The organism is Gilliamella sp. M0320, from assembly GCF_016101635.1.
Lineage (GTDB): Bacteria > Pseudomonadota > Gammaproteobacteria > Enterobacterales > Orbaceae > Gilliamella > Gilliamella apis.
The window spans coordinates 93,916-113,913 of sequence record NZ_JACFQD010000003.1 but is presented as its reverse complement, the minus strand read 5'-3'; the positions used below and the strand labels follow the sequence as shown (position 1 = coordinate 113,913).

The following is a 19,998-nucleotide window of genomic DNA, read 5'->3' as shown; positions in this document are numbered from 1 at the left end:
TATTATGACTTTATCAATTGTTGCTATCATTCTAGTGATAGTTATTGCTTTTTTAGCCGGGATGGAAGGTATTTTGGATCAATTCCAATTCCACCAACCATTGGTTGCTTGTTCATTAATTGGTCTGGTAACAGGTAATCTAGAAGCAGGCGTCGTACTTGGTGGATCATTACAGATGATTGCATTAGGTTGGGCGAATATTGGTGCAGCAGTAGCACCTGATGCAGCTCTTGCTGCTGTAGCTTCATCGATTATCTTAGTGCTTGGTGGTCAAGGTGTTGCAGGTGTATCAACTGCGATTGCCGTCGCAATTCCACTTGCTGTTGCTGGCCTGTTTTTAACTATGATTGTGCGAACAATTGCAGTACCTTTAGTACACTTAATGGATGCTGCGGCTGAAGAAGGTAATATTCGCAAAATAGAATGGCTACAAATGTTAGGTGTTTGTTTACAAGGTCTACGTATTGCTATTCCAGCTGCTGCACTATTATTTATTCCTGCTGAAGCCGTCAAAGAAGCGTTAAACGCAATGCCTGAATGGTTAACAACGGGAATGGCTATTGGTGGTGGAATGGTGGTTGCCGTTGGTTATGCCATGGTAATCAATATGATGGCAAACCGCGAAGTTTGGCCATTTTTCATTATCGGTTTTGTGGTTGCGGCAATATCACAATTAACTTTGATTGCACTCGGTGCCTTAGGTATCGCTTTAGCACTGATTTATATAAACCTTTCTGAACGTGGCAATTCATCAAACGGTGGAAGTAAAGGCGATCCACTTGATGATATTTTGAATGATTACTAGCAACTTGGAGAAGAACATGACAGATCGAATTCAATTAAGCAAAAAAGACCGTTTAGCGGTAGCTTGGCGTTCAACTTTCCTCCAAGGTTCTTGGAATTATGAACGTATGCAAAATGGTGGTTGGGCCTATTCAATGATTCCGGCTATCAAAAAATTATATACTACAAAAGAAGACCGTTCAGCAGCTTTGAAACGCCATTTAGAATTTTTTAATACTCACCCTTATTTAGCATCACCAGTACTAGGTGTAACTCTAGCTTTAGAAGAAGAACGAGCTAATGGTGCACCGGTTGATGATGTTGCAATTCAAGGGGTAAAAGTGGGCATGATGGGACCTTTAGCCGGTGTAGGTGATCCGGTGTTCTGGTTTACTGTTCGTCCGATGCTCGGCGCACTTGGTGCATCACTCGCCCTAAGCGGTAACATTTTAGGACCAATTTTATTCTTCTTATTTTGGAATATTATTCGTTGGAGCTTTATGTGGTTTACCCAAGAATTCGGGTACCGTACTGGTTCAAAAATTACCGACAATTTAGGTGGTGGTTTGCTACAAAAAATCACCAAAGGTGCATCTATCTTGGGGATGTTTGTACTAGCAGCATTAGTGCAAAGATGGGTTTCAATAAAATTCCAACCAATTGTATCGACAGTTAAATTAGATAATGGTGCATTTATCGATTGGAATTCCCTTCCAGCTGGTGCCGAAGGTATTCACCAAGCATTGATTCAAATGCAAAGTGGATTAGCACTTAACCAAGAAAAAGTCACCACCTTACAAAATAACTTAGATCAGTTAATACCTGGACTGGTGCCATTATTATTAACTTTCTTATGTATGTGGTTACTTCGTAAAAAAGTATCGCCAATTTTAATTATTCTTGGACTATTTTTAGTCGGTATTATTGGTCACGTTGTTGGTCTTTTATAGAAATAATCGTTTTGACTAAAAAAATTGAGGAGAGCACTTTTTAAAGCAAAAATTGTCGCTTTCCTCAAACATTAATCACCCTTTTTTCAAAATAATCGAAAAAGGGTGTAATGAGTAACTCAAATTTACATCAGGGATACAAACAACTAAATGGTTCAGTCATTAAATAGCAAAATAGATTTAACCGTAAAAGCGACTGCTTTTTCAGGACTTTCAGAATACGGTCATATTATGATTGGCGATAAAGCGTTCGAATTTTATCATCAGCGAGATCCCCGCAAATATATTCAAATACCTTGGGAAGAAGTCGATTATGTTATCGCATCGGTATTTTTTAAAGGAAGATGGATATCACGTTACTCTATACAAACCAAAAAAGATGGTACATTTGCCTTTGCATCTAAAGATCCCAAACAAGTATTAAGAGCTATCCGAGTATATGTTGATGGTCAAAGAATGGTTAAATCATTAGGTTTTTTTGATATTTTAATTCGCGCATTTAAGCGTAAAAAGTCTTAATTATTGGGCAAACAGCTATTTAAAAGGCTAACTATCGCAATATTATAATTCAGCTAATTAACCAACATAGCTTAAGCTTATTATCTATAATATAAATTGGTTAAAAGATTAATTTATATTCATTCATCACAAAACTTGCCAATAACCAAATCCACCACGCTTTTTCACACTCAATCAATCATTGCACTTTTTGCTAGAAAGAGTATAATTCTGGGGCTTTGATTTTGTCCATGTTGGGCAAAAGAAAGATTATTTTTTAATTTAAGAGGATGTTATGGTAACTATTCGTTTAGCTCGTGGTGGCTCTAAAAAGCGCCCTTTTTATCAAGTAGTTGTCACTGATAGCCGTAACCCACGTGATGGTCGTTTTATTGAGCGCGTTGGCTTTTTTAATCCAATTGCACAAGGTAAAGCAGAAGAATTACGTTTAGATCTTGATCGCGTAAATCATTGGGTTGGTTTAGGTGCAACCGTTTCTGATCGTGTTAATGCATTGATCAAACAAGCACAAAAAGCTGCTTAATTAAGTAATAGTAACTGTGATGATGAATACTGAGAATCTAATTGTTGTTGGTAAACTTGGTTCAAGCTACGGCATTCGTGGATGGCTCAGAATTTTTTCGTTTACAGAATTTCCAGATAGTATTTTTGATTACAAACCTTGGTATATCCAGCGTGCTGGAAAATGGCAAGAAGTAATTGTAGAGAGCTTTAAACCGCATAATCAGGACATGATTGTCAAACTCAAAGGCGTTGATGATCGCGACCAAGCTAATGCGTTAACCAATGCTGAAGTATTTGTTGATGCAGAAGAATTGCCTGAACTAAATCAAGGTGATTTTTATTGGAAAGATTTGATTGGCTGTCGAGTAAAAACAGTTAATGGTTATGACTTAGGTCAGGTAACTGATTTAATGGAAACCGGTTCTAATGATGTATTGGTTGTTAAAGCAAATCTAAAAGATGCATTTGGAGCAACAGAACGTTTAATCCCTTTTGTTGAAGAACAATTTATTAAACAAGTTGATTTAACAACAAAAATGATTGTGGTCGATTGGGATCCTGCATTTTAATTGGTAAGGTAAGAATATGTGGATTGGCGTAATTAGCCTTTTTCCCGAAATGTTCCAAGCTATTACCTGTTATGGCGTAACTGGTCGAGCCGTTAAAAATGGGCTGTTAACAGTAGATTATTGGAACCCGCGCGATTTTGCGCATGATAAGCATAAGACTGTCGACGATAGACCTTATGGTGGTGGTCCCGGCATGTTAATGATGGTACAACCACTTAGAGATGCGATTCATGCAGCCAAAGCTGTAGCAGGTGAAGATACTAAAGTAATCTATCTTTCCCCACAAGGGCGCAAATTAAACCAACAGGGAGTTTGCGAGTTGTCACAATATCAAAAATTGATTTTGATTTGTGGACGATACGAAGGTATAGATGAACGCGTTATCCAAACCGAAATTGATGAAGAATGGTCAATTGGGGATTACGTGTTAAGTGGCGGTGAATTACCGGCGATGACAATGATTGATGCATTAGCAAGGTTTATCCCTGGCGTGTTAAATCATGAATCATCAGCAGAAGAAGACTCTTTTGCTAACGGTTTACTTGATTGCCCACACTATACTCGTCCAGAGGTGTTAGATGGAATGGCGGTGCCCGATGTATTAATGTCTGGTCACCATGAAGCGATTCGTCGTTGGCGATTAAAACAATCACTAGGACGAACTTGGTTGAGAAGAGAAGATCTTCTTGAAAATCTAGCTCTGACTGATGAAGAGCAACGTTTACTCACTGAATTCCAACAGGAATATCGTGATAAACCGAGCCAATAATATTTCAGTATAACTAGTAAGAGACAAAATTATGAAAAATGCAATTATTCAGCAATTAGAACAAGAACAAATGAAAAAAGACATCCCGTCTTTTCGCCCGGGTGATACGGTAGAAGTTAAAGTATGGGTTGTTGAAGGTAACAAAAAACGTCTTCAAGCATATGAAGGTGTAGTTATAGCTATTCGTAATCGTGGTTTACATTCTGCATTTACAGTACGTAAAATTTCGAATGGCGAAGGTGTTGAACGAGTATTCCAAACTCACTCACCAATTGTTGATTCAATTACTGTGAAACGTCGTGGTCAAGTACGTCAAGCTAAACTTTACTACTTACGCGAACTTCGTGGTAAAGCTGCTCGTATCAAAGAGCGCCTTAACTAATTCCAATTGGTTCATATTTAATAAACTAATTAAAATATATCCAATTAAAATGGTCACCTTTATGGTGACCGTTTTTATGTGTATAGTAAATGTTCATTCCCGCCAACAATCGTTGACACATTTCAAGCAACATCTAGTGATAAAAAAAGGTAACACTATGGACAACTATCTTGTTGAGATTCTTGCCACCACAACCAAGTTATTTGCATTGATGACGCCACCAGCTGTGCTAAGTGCATTTTTAAGTGGCACTAAGCAGTATGATGAAGCACAACGCCGTAAAACGGCACTTAAAACATCGTGTGCGGTATTTATTATTGGTATTGTGCTATTCTTTTTTGGTAATGCCATGTTCAGCGTGTTTGGTTTTACACTTGACGCATTTAGAATTGGCTCGGGAGCATTACTGTTTATTACCGCGGTGACATTAATGAATGATTCACCGGAAAAAAATAAAATTCATAGTGACGATGATGATATTAGTGTCGTACCACTAGCAATACCATTATGTATGGGGCCAGCATCAATCGGTACAATTATTGTTATGGGGACGAGTTCAGTTGGTATTATGCAAAATCTTATTGGCGCGCTTTCGTTATTGATTGCCTCAAGTGGTATTTACGCCATGTTACTATGTGCCAAAAGCATTGCTAAAGTGTTAAAAAATACCGGTATTGCCATTTTGTCAAAACTCACCGGATTATTAATATCAGCGATTGCGGCACAAGTTGTTTTTACTGGCGTTGCTGCATTCCTAAAATAAGTCAGGCTAGCCCTCTTTCAGATAGAAATAAAGATAGAGAAAGTTATCACTGATAGTATGTAATCACCTTTAATTGAGAGTTTAGGTGATTACATAAATAAAGAATAAGATTAATTTAATTTATTAGTTAAATGTCGTTTTTTAAAAAAGTAGTATGAAACTAAGATAACAAAAATTAAAAGCACTTCTGATAATAAAATAAAATGCCCTGACTCACCAAACCATACGCCAACAATAATAATAATGTTAACGGTAATAGAGATCATCGCTAACCAAGGAAATAGTGGGGATTTAAATTTAATCATATCTTTACTGTATTTACCTTCATTTACTCCTTTGCGAAATTGATACTGACACCAAGCAATAATAATCCAAGCAAAACAGCCAACTTGTCCGGTACTTGCTACTAAATAGAGGTATAATTTTTCAGCTGCGATATACTTGGAAAATAGCGAAACTAAAGCAATAATAGCAATAAATAATATTCCTTTGGTTGGCACGCCACGTTTATTCACTTCTGAAAAAGATTTTGGCGCTAAATTATCCTGGGCCATCGACCATAACATTCTAGAACTAGCATAAATTGCCGAATTAGCAGCCGAAATCGCCGCGCAAAAGATAACAAACAGCATTGCATACGATGCAAAGGTAATCCCCGCTTTATTGAATACCCAAACAAATGGGCTAATCTCATCATGTGTTGTGCCATAAGGATAAACCAGTGCTAATACGGCTATTGCTAACACATAAAACAAGATGATACGAAACGCCACACCAGTAATAATTTTCGGTAATACCGTTTGTGGTGATTGCGCTTCACCGGCAGCACTACCGATTAATTCCACACCCTGAAATGAATAAGTCACAATAGTCATACAAACAAAGATGGATAAAAATCCATTAGGAAACCAGCCCTGCTCTGTCTTGAAGGTTGGTAATACATGTGTTTGATTATATTGTTGATAAAGTAGATATATACCAACTGCAATAAACGCAATAATAGCTAATACTTTAATCGTTGAAAACCAGTATTCACTTTCACCAAAAGCACGAACAGAGGTTAAATGAACACAAGTGATAACAGTTAGAATAATTAGACTAAGAATGTAGATAGGAATAGAGGAAAAAACTTGATGAGCAATCATAGACGCCGCTGTTAAGTCAGCAGCCATAGATAGTACCCAGCTTAACCAATATAACCAGCCAATAGTATAACTCCAGATAGGATGTGGAATAAACATTAATGCATAATGCTGGAAAGACCCTGCATGAGGGAATGCACAAGAAAGTTCACCTAAGCAAAGCATGGTTGACAGCATAATACTGCCGGCAAGTAGATACGCGATAATGGTCCCTAAAGGCCCAACCGTGCTAAGTGGCGCTGCAATACCAATAAATAATCCGGTACCAATTGAACCACCTAATGAAATCATCAATAAATGACGATTCTTTAAGTTTTTCTTTAAAGTACTGGGATAAGGACTTTCTTGAGGTTCTGATGTTGCCATGTAAACCGCCTAGTAATCAATAATAGCTGCTGGTTGCCCAGCAGCAGTTATATATTAATAAACAAATCGTTTTTCTACGCCGTTGGTTTGGCAAGCCATAAGCAGAGCTGTGTAATCAAGCTCAAAAACAATCATATCGCCAACTCGCAATGTTTCAGAAACATCTTCAATATCAACGATAGTATGATCACTCGTTTGACCTAATACCGTAATGTTATCATTAACCGGTACACAGCTTTCCGCCGGCACATCTTGACGACCAAAAGCAAGTAAAGCTCGTTTACGAGTACCGTGATCAACAAAGGTTTTGCTGTTCAAAAAGGCATCAACACCTAATTCACCAACAGGCACGGTAGGTTTACTATTAAGCTCGATAACTTGTGCATATAATTTATACATGTCACTACAAGCTTTCTCGACAGGTTTGTTTGAGTGATGAAATTCATCAAGATATTTCATATCCACATACTCAATACCAAACTCATGTAAACCACCAATACGAATGTGATTAAGCCCTTCTGGCCAGATCCCTTTATCAAGTAGATGGTAACTTGTACAGTTACCAGCAGATAGATATTTGATCTTGATATTACAAGCTTCTTCTACTTTGCGTGCTATGTGTAAAAAATCTACGCCATTTTTCACTGTCGGTAGCACCGTACCATAGCAGTTAAAGTTAGTACCAAGCCCATAAAGCTCAACACCGGGTAAAGAAAGGATCAGTTTGACCGTTTCGATAATATCGTCTACATGTTCAAACCAAATCCCTTCGCGTAAATCCCCCATATCCACCATTAATAAAACTTGATGGACTTTTTGCTGTTTTACCGCTTCATCAGAAAGTGCTTGAATAACTTGTTTTTCACTGTTTAAACTGATATCAGCATACTTAACAACTTCACTGATTTCACTTAAACAAGGGCTGCGTAATAGGCAAGTTTTACAATTTAATGCATCTTTAAGTTTCTTCAAATTGTAGGTTCTTGATTCAGCAATAACATCAATACCACCATCAAGAACTGCTTTGGCAGTTTCAACGCAACCATCAAAAACTTTATTTACAGCCATCACTTCAATGCCGTGTTTAGCTAATAGCTCTTTTTCAACACGAGCATTGTCTTTTAATTTACCTAAATCAATTTCTAATATAGGTTTGTACATAAAATTACTCCTCTATATCTTATTGTTGTTGCAAGCGATTACGTTTTTGTGCGCGATGGTATATCCATTCAGCTAACACAATTGCAAGCACTGCGCCACCAACAATTTTCGCGATGTACTCAACATATCCACCCATATCGATTTGTGCTGGTGGAATAAACACTAAGATCACCGCAAATAATGTAGATAAGAATCCTAAACCTGGTAAAACAATTGGTAATACTTTACCTGGGATCTTAAAGCTACGTGGTACATCTGGTTGAGTAATACGTAAGCGATAGTAAGCAATAAACATCACTAAATAAGGGATAAAGTAACAAATGGTTGTTAATGCAGTTAACATCCAATATGCAGCAGCAATACTTGGTGATACGAATGTTGAGAAACAAAGTACCGTTACAATGATTGCTTGGATAACTAAAGCAAATGCTGGTGTTTGATATACAGGATGTAAACGACCAATACGTTCGCCAAGTAAATTATCTTCTTTTGATGCTTCTTGTAACATATAGATAGGACCAACTAACCATGAGTTAATTTGACCTAATGCACCAAAGAATAAACAGATTGCCATTACAGGTAATAACCAAGGCATATGTAACTCTTGAGCGGCAGCTTCCATCGCTTGCATTACACCGGCAACAATATCAGTATCAGCAGCAGGTAATAAGGTATTAATTGCCCAAGTACCAATCATATAGATACCGACAATAACAATTGCAGATACTGCCATTGCTTTAGGGAAGTCACGTTGTGGATCACGAGTACGACCAGCAATCATTGGTGCAACTTCAAGTCCAGCAAAAGCGAACATCATGCTTGATAAAAATACAATAGTATCCCAGCTACTTAAATCTGGAATCCAATCACTAACATGACTATAATCAGTTGCCATTGGGTGACCTGTCATTAACCAGACAATAGCTAATAACACGATAATAGCAGCAGGAATAAATACCCCTAACCAAGCACTAACACTGTTAATGATTTTAGTCCATTTCATCCCTTTGATATTCATTAATGTTAAGACCCAGAATACCACCATGGAGCCAACACCAATAAACACCTGATTTTGCGCTAATTCAGGACTAAACATGTAACCAATTGCAGTAAAACCAAATTGCAACATAAGTGGGAAGAAAAGCACGCATGAAAATAGGAAACAAACGACTACTATCCAGCCAATTCGTTTACCAAACGCTTCTTTTACCCAAACAAATATCCCACCATCTTTTGGCCAACCAGTAGAAAGTTCACCACAAACCATAGCTAATGGGAAAAACAGACAAAATGCAGCAAGTAGCCAAAGCACCATTGCTGACGCTCCATAAGGAGCAACATTAGGAATTTGACGTAAACTTAGAATCGCAATGACATTCATAAACACAATGTCTTTAATACCAAGTAAACTTGAATCTTTAGAATCACTCATAAAATAACCTCACATTATAATATCTGGAGCACTAAGTGCCCCAGATAGCTCATGATTAATACACGTCGTATCCAACCATATCCTCGTAAGTGTCTTCACGGCGAATCAATCGGTCTTTGCCTTCTTTATCGATCATAACAACAGCTGTACGTGGACGATTGTTATAAACTGTTTGGCTTTCAATGGTATAAGCACCAGCATCAAGGAAAGCAATGATATCGCCAATCTCAGTGTCTTTAGGTAATAAGAATTCTTCACCTTTAACACCAACATGGAAATAGTCACCACCATCACATAATGGACCAGCTAATTTAATGTACTCATCATGTTGTTCAGTAATTTTTGACGCATCATAAACATAGAAGAACCAATCAAAGTGTTGGCTGTCAGATAATACGCTATAACCAGCATCAACAAATTTCCATTCAACATGTTCTTCGATGTTACCGTCTAAATCGTAGTTAGTTTTACGTTTTTCACAAGCAACTTCAGTTAAAAGCACACCTGCTGAACCGGTAACTTTACGACCTGGTTCGATACAGATTTCAACGTCTGTACGCCATTTGTGAACTTCACTAATTACCGCATCAGCGAAATCTTGTGCAGTAATACCAGCATACATGTTGTCTTGTAATGGATTACCATTTTCATCATCATATTTATAAGGAACTGGAATACCACCACCTACGTTGATTAAATCAAATTTAATGCCTAAAACTTCTTCTAAACGGCGTGATTCATCAACTAATACTTTTGTTGCTTTAGCAAATGGTTCTGCTTCTGGCACTTGGTCACCCACGTGCATATGTAAACCACGTAAATGTACATAAGGCATTTCAAGAATACGACGACAAGTTTCTTCAGCTTGTTCTAAATCGATACCTGATTTAGCGTGGTAAGCAGTAACTAATTCTGCGTGAGTTGCTGATGGAACATTTGGTTCAACACGCACACAAACATTGGCTACTTTCTTTAAGCGACGTGAAATTTCATCGATGATATCTAATTCATATAAGCTATCAACGTTGATGATATAAAGATCGTTTTGGATTGCAAATTCTAAATCAACCGGTTTTTTAACCACACCGTTGAAAACAATTTGACTACCTGGGAAACCGATTTCTAAACATTTACGTACTTCAAACATTGAGTTTGCTTCTGCATAGATACCCGCATCTTTAATCGCTTTAAGAACACCCATTACTGAACAGGTTTTTGACGCATAGAAAATCTTAGTATTTGGATGAGCTTTGAACGAATCTTTGATTTCCTGAATATTACGATCGATTTCTTTTTCAGAAAATACATAGAAAGGTGTTGGATATTTCTTTGCTAATTCTTCCAAATTCACACCATCAAAACAAAGTTTGCCGTTTTGCGCACTGAAACGACGATCTTTTGTTATTAGATCGGTACGTAATTTGTTATAATTTGACATAATTGTGTCGGACATATGACCTCCAGTTAATTAGTACATAAAAAAGGTAAGTAAAAAAGATTACTCACTTACAATGCAATCAACGTGCCAACTTATAAAAACACAAATAATCAATATCTTAACGAAATAATTACAAATAAAATACTAGTCATTTAGTAAGAAATACGTTTTTATGACGAAAATTTGTCACTATTTTTAGTAATACTTGAAAGATATTTAAATCAACGCTAGCTATACTTAACAATAATCCATTTTTAAAAGGCTTTAGAATCATGATAATTGATCCTGAATTATTACAAGCATTGGAAATATTTAAACATTTTTTTGATCTAATACATCAGCCAATGGCCATTATTGATAAAGAAGGTAAATATATTTATTACAATCAGGAAAGCGCAGAACTTGATGGTTATTCAATGGAGCAAGCCATCGGTAAACCAATGCTTAAAGTTTACCCTAATTTGAAAAAAGAAGATAGTACTATGCTACAAGCTTTACATGGTAAGGAGTATCAAGATACCTATCAAACTTACTTTAATCATGTGGGCAAGTTAGTCGATTATCAACATACAACGGTACCGCTTTATAATCATAATAAAGAGATTATCGGTGCGGTTGAAATAGGTCGAAATATATCCAATGTTAGGCAGTTACAAGATCAGGTTTTTCGCCTTAATAGAAAGTTATATCACAATAAAGAACAACCGCTACCGGAAATTGTTTTTGCGTCGAAAAAAATGCAAGAGGTTATCGATCAAACCAATATTTTAGGCAGTAATGATGTTCCGGTATTAATTGTTGGTGAAACTGGTACAGGGAAAGAGCTATTTGCCAGATTAATTCATCAAACCAGCCATCGCCGCGATAAGGCGTTTATTTCACTAAACTGTAGTGCTTTACCAACCTCCTTGATTGAAAGTACGTTATTTGGGACAGTTAAAGGAGCCTTTACCGGTGCTGAAAATCGCCAAGGTTATCTTGAACTGGCTAATGGTGGAACTTTATTTCTTGATGAACTTAATGCAATGCCACTTGAAATGCAAAGTAAACTATTGCGCTTCTTGCAAGAAAAAACTTATTGGCCTTTAGGCGGTAATAAAGAGCAACATGCCGATGTACGAATTGTAGCGGCGATGAATGAGTCTCCAGCGGAATTGTTAAAAAGCGGTAAAATGCGCAGTGACCTATTTTATCGATTAAATGTTGGTTTAATCAAACTTCCAGCCTTACGGGAAAGACAAGAAGATATCCCTGTATTGGCACGATATTTTATCGATAAACATAAAACTGATGTCAATATGGTGATCAGCGGCATCAGTGAACATGCATTGCAGCAATTAATGTCAGCTCCATGGCCAGGTAATGTACGAATGCTAGAGAATGCTATCGTCCGTAGTATGGTTTTACAAAATGAACCTGGTGAATTACAACAAATTGTTCTTGATGACGAGTTATTTGACCTTCCAAGCCCTTCTTCACAAGAAGAAGCTAAGCTTGAAAAGCCAAATATTAAAGAGATAACCGGCAATCTAATCGAACAAGTTGAACATTATGAAAAGCAACTTATCATTGATGCATTAAATCAAGCCAATGGTAAAATTATTACTGCGGCGAAACTGCTCAATGTCTCACGAACAACGTTACAATATAAGGTGAAGAAATATAATATACAAATGGGAGTAATTGATAGTTAATCACCAAAAGCTTGGGCGCAGGCAAATGCACTGCTCCAAGCCCATTGGAAATTATAACCACCAAGCCAACCGGCTACATCTAAAACTTCACCAATAAAGTAGAGATTAGGCTGATTTTTTACCGCCATCGTCTTTGAGGATAACGCATCACAACTTACCCCACCTAAGGTCACTTCTGCCGTACGATAACCTTCTGTTCCATTTGGTATTACATTCCATGTTGTTAATGTTTGATACAGCGCTTGTTGCTGAGTAGGAGTTAACTGTTTAACAGTTGAATCAACAATCAAATTTAGTTGCATTAACGCTTCAATTAACCGCTTAGGTAATATTTGGGCTAAACAATTTTTAAGACTTTGATTGCGATTATTATCTAACAGAGGTTTAAAATCATCCTCAAAGTTAAAGTCAGGCAATAAATTGATCGTAATGGCTTCTCCTGCTTGCCAATAACTGGAGATTTGTAAAATGGCTGGCCCAGATAATCCTCGATGAGTAAATAGTAGGTTTTCTTTAAAACTGATACGTTTATTAGATACTTCAACTGGTAGAGCAATTCCTGATAACGTCGATAATACAGCTAACAAAGGTTTATGTAAGGTAAACGGCACTAGCCCTGCTTTTACAGGCACAACTGGGATAGAAAATTTTTCAGCAATTTTATAACCAATAGCAGTCATACCGAGTGCAGGCATAGATTGTCCACCCGTTGCCACAATTAATTTATCAGTATAAACACAACCCTGTGAAGTAGATAACTTAAATCCTTGTTGTTCTGCATCAACATCTTCAAGTTGTGTTTTTAACATAAATTTAACTTGCCCTTTTTGGCACTCTTTGATCAACATATCGACAATATCTTGCGCTGAATTATCACAAAATAGTTGACCATGATCTTTTTCATGATAGGCAATACCATATTGATTAACCAGTTGGATAAAATCCCATTGGCTAAACCGTTTTAAAGCAGATTTACAAAAGTGGCGATTTTCAGAAATATAATGATTTGCTTCGACATTAAGATTGGTAAAATTACATTTACCACCACCAGACATTAAGATTTTACGACCTAATTTTTTACCGTTATCAATGACAGTAACATCATGACCTTGTTGTCCCAACAGACCAGCACAAAAAAGCCCTGCAGCGCCAGCACCTATAATTGTAATTTTAGTTTGCATATTTCATCTATAAGCAATAATCGATAATCTATTATAACAGCATAAATCTGGTGATTATAACTCCCTGATTTTGGAAAAAATCAGCAAATATAATCAATTTTTATAGCTAAAAAACCCCTTTCCTCAAACTTTTTTTAATCAGATATTAATTCTTATTATGAAAAAATTTTTAAATTAATTAGCCTTAATCTTAAAAAAAATTTAAAACCAATAAAAACAATTAGTTAACACAAGATATAAGCTTCATTAATATATATGGGTTAAGTGATTAAAATATTGACTTATAAATAATATTTATTTGACCTAAAACCTATTTTTAATTACCTTCACACCTAATATGGGATTAATGCCTATACCTTCACAAAAAATAATAACGATGAATTTGAGGCAATGATATGTTATATAACCAGCATCATGAAAAAGATAACTGCGGATTTGGTTTAATTGCTCACATTGAAGGGCAACCAAGTCACAAAGTGGTGCGTACCGCAATTCACGGACTTGCTCGCATGCAACACCGTGGTGCTATATTATCGGATGGTAAAACCGGTGATGGCTGTGGTCTTTTAATGCAAAAACCTGATCGATTTTTCCGATTAGTCGCCGAAGACGCCGGTTGGCGCTTAGCCGCTAATTATGCCGTTGGCATGCTATTTTTAAGTCAAGATGAAGCAGAAGCTCAAGCTAGCCGTAAAATTGTCGAAGAGGAGCTAGCAGAAGAAACCTTATATGTTTTAGGTTGGCGTGAAGTACCAATTGATAAAAGTGTGCTTGGTGAAATCGCACTCTCATCACTACCAAGAATTGAACAAGTATTTGTCAATGCACCTGCTGGCTGGACCAAGATTGATTTAGAACGCCGTCTATATATGGTTCGCCGTCGTATTGAAAAACGAGTGCAAGATGATACGTTTTATGTCTGTAGTTTTTCAAATCAGGTTAATATCTATAAAGGCTTATGTATGCCAAAGGATTTACCTCGATTCTATTTAGATTTGGCTGATATTCGTATGGAAACCGCAATCTGTTTATTCCATCAACGTTTCTCAACCAATACTGTACCGCGTTGGCCACTGGCGCAACCATTTAGACATTTAGCCCATAATGGTGAAATTAATACCATTGAGGGCAATCGCCAATGGGCAAAAGCGCGATCTTACAAATTTAAAACACCCTTGATTCCAGATCTACAAGATGCGGCACCGTTTGTTAATGTCACCGGTTCTGATTCAAGCTCGCTAGATAATATGCTGGAACTATTTTTAGTCGGCGGTATGGATATTGTCCGTGCTATGCGTCTATTGGTACCACCTGCATGGCAAAACAACCCTGATATGAATGAAGATCTGCGTGCTTTCTTTGATTTTAACTCTATGCATATGGAGCCATGGGACGGGCCTGCTGGTATTGTTATGTCAGATGGTCGTTATGCTGCCTGTAACTTAGACCGTAATGGTTTACGTCCTGCTCGTTATGTGATTACTACAGATAAACTCATCACTTGTGCCTCAGAAATCGGTATTTGGGACTATCAACCCGATGAAGTCGTCAGCAAAGGGCGAGTTGGTCCGGGCGAATTACTGGTCATTGATACTGAAGAAGGTCGCATTTTACAATCTTCAGAAACCGATAATGATCTCCAAAAACGTCATCCATATAAAGAATGGATGGCTAAAAATGTGAAACGTCTGATCCCATTTGAAGATCTTCCAGATGATGATATCGGCTCTCGTGATTATGACGACACTTTACTCGCTACTTACCAAAAACAATTTGGTTATAGTGCCGAAGAGCTCGACCAATGTATTCGAGTTTTGGGTGAAAACGGCCAAGAAGCAACCGGCTCAATGGGCGATGATACACCGTTTGCCGTGTTATCTAGCCGTCCGCGCTTAATTTATGATTACTTCCGACAAAAATTTGCTCAGGTAACCAATCCACCGATAGATCCATTACGCGAAGCACATGTCATGTCACTGTCGACTAGTATCGGTCGTGAGATGAATGTATTTGCCGAAGCAGAAGGTCAGGCACATCGGGTTGCATTTAAATATCCAGTATTGGTTCATTCTGATTTCAAACAATTAACTACTTTAGAATCACGTTATTACAAATCAGAAACGCTTGATATCACATATGAAATTGACGGTAGTTTACGTGATGCAATTGAACAATTATGTGGTGATGCCGAAGAGAAAGTTCGTGAGGGAACGGTATTACTCATTTTATCCGATAGAAATATTGCCCCTGACCGTTTACCGATCCCTGCGCCAATGGCTGTTGGTGCGGTACAGCAACGTTTAGTTGAAAAAAGTTTACGCTGTGATGCTAACATCATTGTTGAAACCGCAAGCTGTCGCGATCCGCATCAGTTTGCTGTTTTATTAGGCTTTGGAGCGACGGCAATCTATCCATACTTAGCCTATGAAACCTTAGCGCAAATGGTGGATAATCGCACAATAAATAAGTCTTATCGAGAAGCAATTCTTAATTATCGCAATGGTATTAATAAAGGCTTATACAAAATCATGTCCAAAATGGGCATTTCAACTGTTGCCTCTTACCGCTGTTCTAAACTATTTGAGGCCGTAGGTCTAAATGAAGAAGTAGTTGAACTTTGCTTCCAAGGGGTAACAAGCCGTATTAGTGGTGCCAATTTTGATGATTTTGCTCAAGATCAGTTCAATCTTTCTAAGAAAGCATGGCTACGGCGTAAACCATTAGAACAAGGTGGATTGTTGAAATTTGTGCATGGTGGTGAATACCATGCTTACAATCCTGATGTAGTACAATCACTACAAAAAGCGGTAAATAATGGTAATTATGAAGATTATAAGCGCTATGTAGATATCGTAAATAATCGACCAGCTGCAACCTTGCGAGATCTGTTAAAACTTAATCCACCTGAAAACGCAGCTATCGCACTTGATCAGGTGGAACCAGAAGAGTCATTATTTAAACGATTTGACTCGGCAGCTATGTCAATTGGTGCGTTAAGTCCAGAAGCACATGAATCATTAGCCGAAGCCATGAACACCTTAGGTGGTTTTTCTAATTCTGGTGAAGGCGGTGAAGATCCTGCCCGTTATAACACCGTCAAAGTATCACGTATCAAACAAGTGGCTTCCGGTCGATTTGGTGTAACACCGGGTTACTTAATGAGTGCTGACGTGATTCAAATCAAAGTTGCTCAAGGTGCAAAACCAGGTGAAGGTGGTCAATTACCAGGTGATAAAGTAACACCTTATATTGCAAAATTACGTTTTTCTGTACCGGGTGTGACATTAATTTCACCACCACCGCATCATGATATTTATTCAATTGAAGACTTAGCGCAATTGATTTTTGACCTGAAACAGATTAATCCAACTGCCATGATTTCGGTTAAGTTAGTTTCTGAACCGGGAGTAGGTACTATCGCAACCGGTGTTGCCAAAGCCTATGCTGATTTAATCACTATTTCAGGTTACGACGGTGGTACTGGGGCCAGTCCATTAACTTCGGTTAAATATGCCGGCTCTCCTTGGGAACTTGGTCTAGTTGAGACCCAACAATCATTAGTTGCTAATGGTTTACGTCATAAAATACGCTTACAAGTTGACGGAGGCCTAAAAACTGGTGCCGATATTGTTAAAGCGGCAATTTTAGGTGCTGAAAGCTTTGGTTTTGGTACTGGACCAATGGTGGCATTGGGTTGTAAATATCTCCGTATTTGTCATCTTAATAACTGTGCAACCGGTGTTGCCACTCAAGATGAGAAGTTACGTAGTGAGCATTATCACGGTCTACCAGAAAAAGCGATGAACTATTTCCGTTTTATTGCTCGTAATACGCGAGAAGTTATGGCAGAACTAGGCGTTAGTCGAATCGTTGATTTGATCGGTCGTACTGATTTACTTCTTGAACTTGATGGTATTACCGCAAAACAACAGAAATTGGATCTATCAAGCTTGCTTGAAACGGCAACCCCAATAGAAGGTAAACCGGTTCACTGTATTGAAGACAATAAACCATTTGATAAAGGTGTGCTGAATAAAGAGATTATAACCCAAGCACAACAAGCAGTGGATAATCGTCAAAGTAAAAGTTTCTACTTTGACATTCAAAATACTGATCGTTCTGTTGGTACAACTTTATCTGGTTATATTGCTAAAAAATATGGCGATCAAGGCTTAGTCACGTCCCCTATTTCATTGAATTTCAACGGTACTGCCGGACAAAGCTTTGGTGTATGGAATGCAGGCGGTGTTGATTTAACGCTTACTGGCGATGCCAACGACTATGTTGGTAAAGGTATGGCTGGCGGTCGCATTGTGATTCGTCCACCACAAGGTTCGGCATTTTTAAGCCATGAAGCGACCATTGCTGGTAATACCTGTTTGTATGGTGCCACTGGAGGTAAATTATTTGCTGCTGGCCGAGCAGGTGAACGTTTTGCAGTGCGTAACTCAGGCGCTATAAGTGTGGTTGAAGGCATTGGTGATAATGGCTGTGAATATATGACTGGCGGTATTGTCTGTGTTTTAGGTAAAACCGGCGTTAACTTTGGTGCAGGTATGACCGGTGGTTTTGCTTATATTTTAGATACTGATGGTGATTTACATAAGCGAATCAATAAAGAGTTGGTCGAAATGTTAGATGTTGCTGACTATTCAATTCATGAAGAGCATCTACGCGGTTTAATTATGGAGCACGCACAACTAACTCACTCTACTTGGGCCGAAGAAATATTAGCTAATTGGGAAGATTTTGCTAAACAATTTGTATTAGTTAAACCAAAATCTAGCGATGTTAAAGCATTATTAGGTCACCGTAGTCGGTCAGCAGCTGAACTACGTGTTCAGGCACAGTAAGGAGAAAACACGATATGAGTCAAAATGTTTATCAGTTTATCGATTTACAACGTGTCGATCCGCCTAAAAAATCGCTAAACATCCGTAAAATTGAATTTGTAGAAATTTATGAAGGCTTTTCCGCCTCACAATCACAAGCTCAGGCAGATCGTTGCCTTGCTTGTGGCAACCCTTATTGTGAATGGCGCTGTCCGGTACATAACTATATTCCAAATTGGTTAAAATTAATCAATGAAGGCAAAATTTTAGAAGCAGTTGAACTGTCTCATCAAACTAATAGTTTACCTGAGGTATGTGGTCGAGTTTGTCCACAAGATCGTCTGTGTGAAGGATCTTGTACTTTGAATGCTGAATTTGGTGCGGTAACTATTGGTAGTATTGAGCGTTATATTACCGATGAAGCCTTTAAAATGGGCTGGAGACCAAATCTCTCTAACGTGGAAAAAACCGGGTTGAGAGTCGCAATTATTGGCGCTGGCCCGGCCGGCTTGGCTTGTGCTGATGTTTTAGTACGTAATGGTGTCACCCCTGTCGTTTTTGATCGACATCCTGAAATCGGTGGTTTATTAACATTCGGTATTCCAGCCTTCAAATTAGATAAAGAGGTCTTAGTTCATCGTAGACATGTCTTTAGTGAAATGGGCGTTGAGTTCCGCCTTAATACTGAAGTGGGTAAAACAGTACAATTAGCCGATCTTCTTGCTGAGTTTGCTGCCGTTTTTGTTGGGGCAGGTACTTATCAATCAATGCGTGCCGGCCTTGAAAATGAAGATGCTAATGGCGTTTATGATGCATTACCATTTTTAATTGCTAATACTAAACATATTATGCAGCACCAACAAACTGACGATGCGCCTTATGTAGATATGAGAAATAAACGTGTCGTAGTATTAGGCGGTGGTGATACTGCCATGGACTGCGTAAGAACGTCTATCCGTCAAGGTGCTACTGAGGTGACGTGTGCATATCGCCGTGATGAAGCCAATATGCCTGGTTCTAAACGTGAAGTAAAAAATGCTAAAGAAGAAGGCGCGCAGTTCCAATTCAATGTACAACCGCTGAGTATTGAAATTAACAATGTAGGACATGTTACTGGCGTAAAAATGGTGAGAACCGAGCTTGGCGAACCCGATGCGAAAGGTCGTCGCTCACCAGTGATTATTGAAGGCTCAGAATTTGTGTTACCGGCGGATGCGGTGGTAATGGCATTTGGCTTTAAACCGCATGCAATGCCGTGGTTAGCTGAACATGGGGTTGATTTTGACGATAGAGGACGAATAATTGCCCCAGAAAGCAAAGGTTATCAAACTTCGAATGCTAAAATCTTTGCTGGCGGAGATGCTGTGCGTGGTTCTGATTTAGTCGTCACCGCAATTAGTGAAGGACGCAAAGCTGCTGAAGGTATTTTAGAATACTTAGAAGTTTAAAAACGACGCTTGAATTCCAATTCAACATTTAAACCCGCTAATTTATGGCGGGTTTATTTATGAAA

16 protein-coding genes are annotated in these 19,998 nt (G+C 38.1%); 11 read left to right on the top strand and 5 right to left on the bottom strand.

Annotated elements, in window-relative coordinates:
• Nucleotides 1-4: 4 nt before the first annotated feature.
• The 8 genes from H3T83_RS05070 to H3T83_RS05035 all read left to right on the top strand — a co-directional run bounded on the left by H3T83_RS05070 (nucleotide 5) and on the right by H3T83_RS05035 (nucleotide 5,239).
• Nucleotides 5-805, top strand: coding sequence for a PTS mannose/fructose/sorbose transporter subunit IIC (locus H3T83_RS05070; RefSeq protein WP_065577640.1), 801 nt, complete (start codon nucleotides 5-7; stop codon nucleotides 803-805).
• A gap of 16 nt (nucleotides 806-821) precedes the next feature.
• Complete coding sequence (locus tag H3T83_RS05065) at nucleotides 822-1,733, top strand: PTS system mannose/fructose/sorbose family transporter subunit IID (RefSeq protein WP_065651528.1); 912 nt, start codon at nucleotides 822-824, stop codon at nucleotides 1,731-1,733.
• Nucleotides 1,734-1,883: 150 nt separating this feature from the next.
• Nucleotides 1,884-2,252 (top strand): DUF956 family protein, encoded by a 369-nt coding sequence (locus tag H3T83_RS05060; RefSeq protein WP_065651529.1) that lies wholly within the window; start codon nucleotides 1,884-1,886, stop codon nucleotides 2,250-2,252.
• Between the two features lie 274 nt (nucleotides 2,253-2,526).
• On the top strand, nucleotides 2,527-2,775 hold the full coding sequence (rpsP, locus tag H3T83_RS05055) for a 30S ribosomal protein S16 (protein WP_034900786.1): 249 nt from the start codon (nucleotides 2,527-2,529) through the stop codon (nucleotides 2,773-2,775).
• Between the two features lie 19 nt (nucleotides 2,776-2,794).
• Nucleotides 2,795-3,325: a ribosome maturation factor RimM gene (gene rimM, locus H3T83_RS05050; RefSeq protein ID WP_034883158.1), complete on the top strand. Its 531-nt coding sequence runs from the start codon at nucleotides 2,795-2,797 to the stop codon at nucleotides 3,323-3,325.
• Nucleotides 3,326-3,341: 16 nt separating this feature from the next.
• Nucleotides 3,342-4,094 carry a tRNA (guanosine(37)-N1)-methyltransferase TrmD gene (gene trmD / locus H3T83_RS05045; RefSeq protein WP_065613829.1) on the top strand — a complete coding sequence of 251 codons (753 nt, stop codon included), beginning with the start codon at nucleotides 3,342-3,344 and terminating at the stop codon, nucleotides 4,092-4,094.
• Nucleotides 4,095-4,125: 31 nt separating this feature from the next.
• Nucleotides 4,126-4,476, top strand: coding sequence for a 50S ribosomal protein L19 (gene rplS, locus H3T83_RS05040; protein WP_034900792.1), 351 nt, complete (start codon nucleotides 4,126-4,128; stop codon nucleotides 4,474-4,476).
• A gap of 157 nt (nucleotides 4,477-4,633) precedes the next feature.
• On the top strand, nucleotides 4,634-5,239 hold the full coding sequence (locus H3T83_RS05035) for a MarC family protein (protein WP_198192160.1): 606 nt from the start codon (nucleotides 4,634-4,636) through the stop codon (nucleotides 5,237-5,239).
• 110 nt (nucleotides 5,240-5,349) lie between these two features.
• On the opposite strand, the gene H3T83_RS05030 is transcribed toward H3T83_RS05035, so the two are convergent.
• The 4 genes from H3T83_RS05030 to lysA are packed head-to-tail and all read right to left on the bottom strand — an operon-like array spanning nucleotide 5,350 to nucleotide 10,793.
• Nucleotides 5,350-6,747: an amino acid permease gene (locus H3T83_RS05030; protein ID WP_198215258.1), complete on the bottom strand. Its 1,398-nt coding sequence runs from the start codon at nucleotides 6,745-6,747 to the stop codon at nucleotides 5,350-5,352.
• A 54-nt stretch (nucleotides 6,748-6,801) separates the two neighbouring features.
• Nucleotides 6,802-7,908 (bottom strand): alanine/ornithine racemase family PLP-dependent enzyme, encoded by a 1,107-nt coding sequence (locus H3T83_RS05025; protein WP_034900798.1) that lies wholly within the window; start codon nucleotides 7,906-7,908, stop codon nucleotides 6,802-6,804.
• A gap of 19 nt (nucleotides 7,909-7,927) precedes the next feature.
• Complete coding sequence (locus H3T83_RS05020; RefSeq protein WP_034900800.1) at nucleotides 7,928-9,340, bottom strand: APC family permease; 1,413 nt, start codon at nucleotides 9,338-9,340, stop codon at nucleotides 7,928-7,930.
• Between the two features lie 55 nt (nucleotides 9,341-9,395).
• On the bottom strand, nucleotides 9,396-10,793 hold the full coding sequence (gene lysA, locus H3T83_RS05015; protein ID WP_065577647.1) for a diaminopimelate decarboxylase: 1,398 nt from the start codon (nucleotides 10,791-10,793) through the stop codon (nucleotides 9,396-9,398).
• 257 nt (nucleotides 10,794-11,050) lie between these two features.
• Here lysA and H3T83_RS05010 point away from each other — a divergent pair, with 257 nt between their 5' ends.
• Nucleotides 11,051-12,472, top strand: coding sequence for a sigma-54-dependent Fis family transcriptional regulator (locus H3T83_RS05010; RefSeq protein WP_198215257.1), 1,422 nt, complete (start codon nucleotides 11,051-11,053; stop codon nucleotides 12,470-12,472).
• Here H3T83_RS05010 and H3T83_RS05005 read toward each other — a convergent pair.
• On the bottom strand, nucleotides 12,469-13,653 hold the full coding sequence (locus H3T83_RS05005) for an NAD(P)/FAD-dependent oxidoreductase (protein WP_198215256.1): 1,185 nt from the start codon (nucleotides 13,651-13,653) through the stop codon (nucleotides 12,469-12,471). The two genes, H3T83_RS05010 and H3T83_RS05005, sit on opposite strands and share 4 nt — an antisense overlap.
• A 395-nt stretch (nucleotides 13,654-14,048) precedes the next feature.
• Between H3T83_RS05005 and gltB the strand changes: the two genes are divergently transcribed.
• Entirely contained in the window at nucleotides 14,049-18,506 is a 4,458-nt protein-coding gene (gltB, locus tag H3T83_RS05000; RefSeq protein ID WP_198215255.1) for a glutamate synthase large subunit, read from the top strand.
• Nucleotides 18,507-18,520: 14 nt separating this feature from the next.
• Complete coding sequence (locus H3T83_RS04995; RefSeq protein ID WP_198215254.1) at nucleotides 18,521-19,933, top strand: FAD-dependent oxidoreductase; 1,413 nt, start codon at nucleotides 18,521-18,523, stop codon at nucleotides 19,931-19,933.
• Nucleotides 19,934-19,998 lie beyond the last annotated feature (65 nt).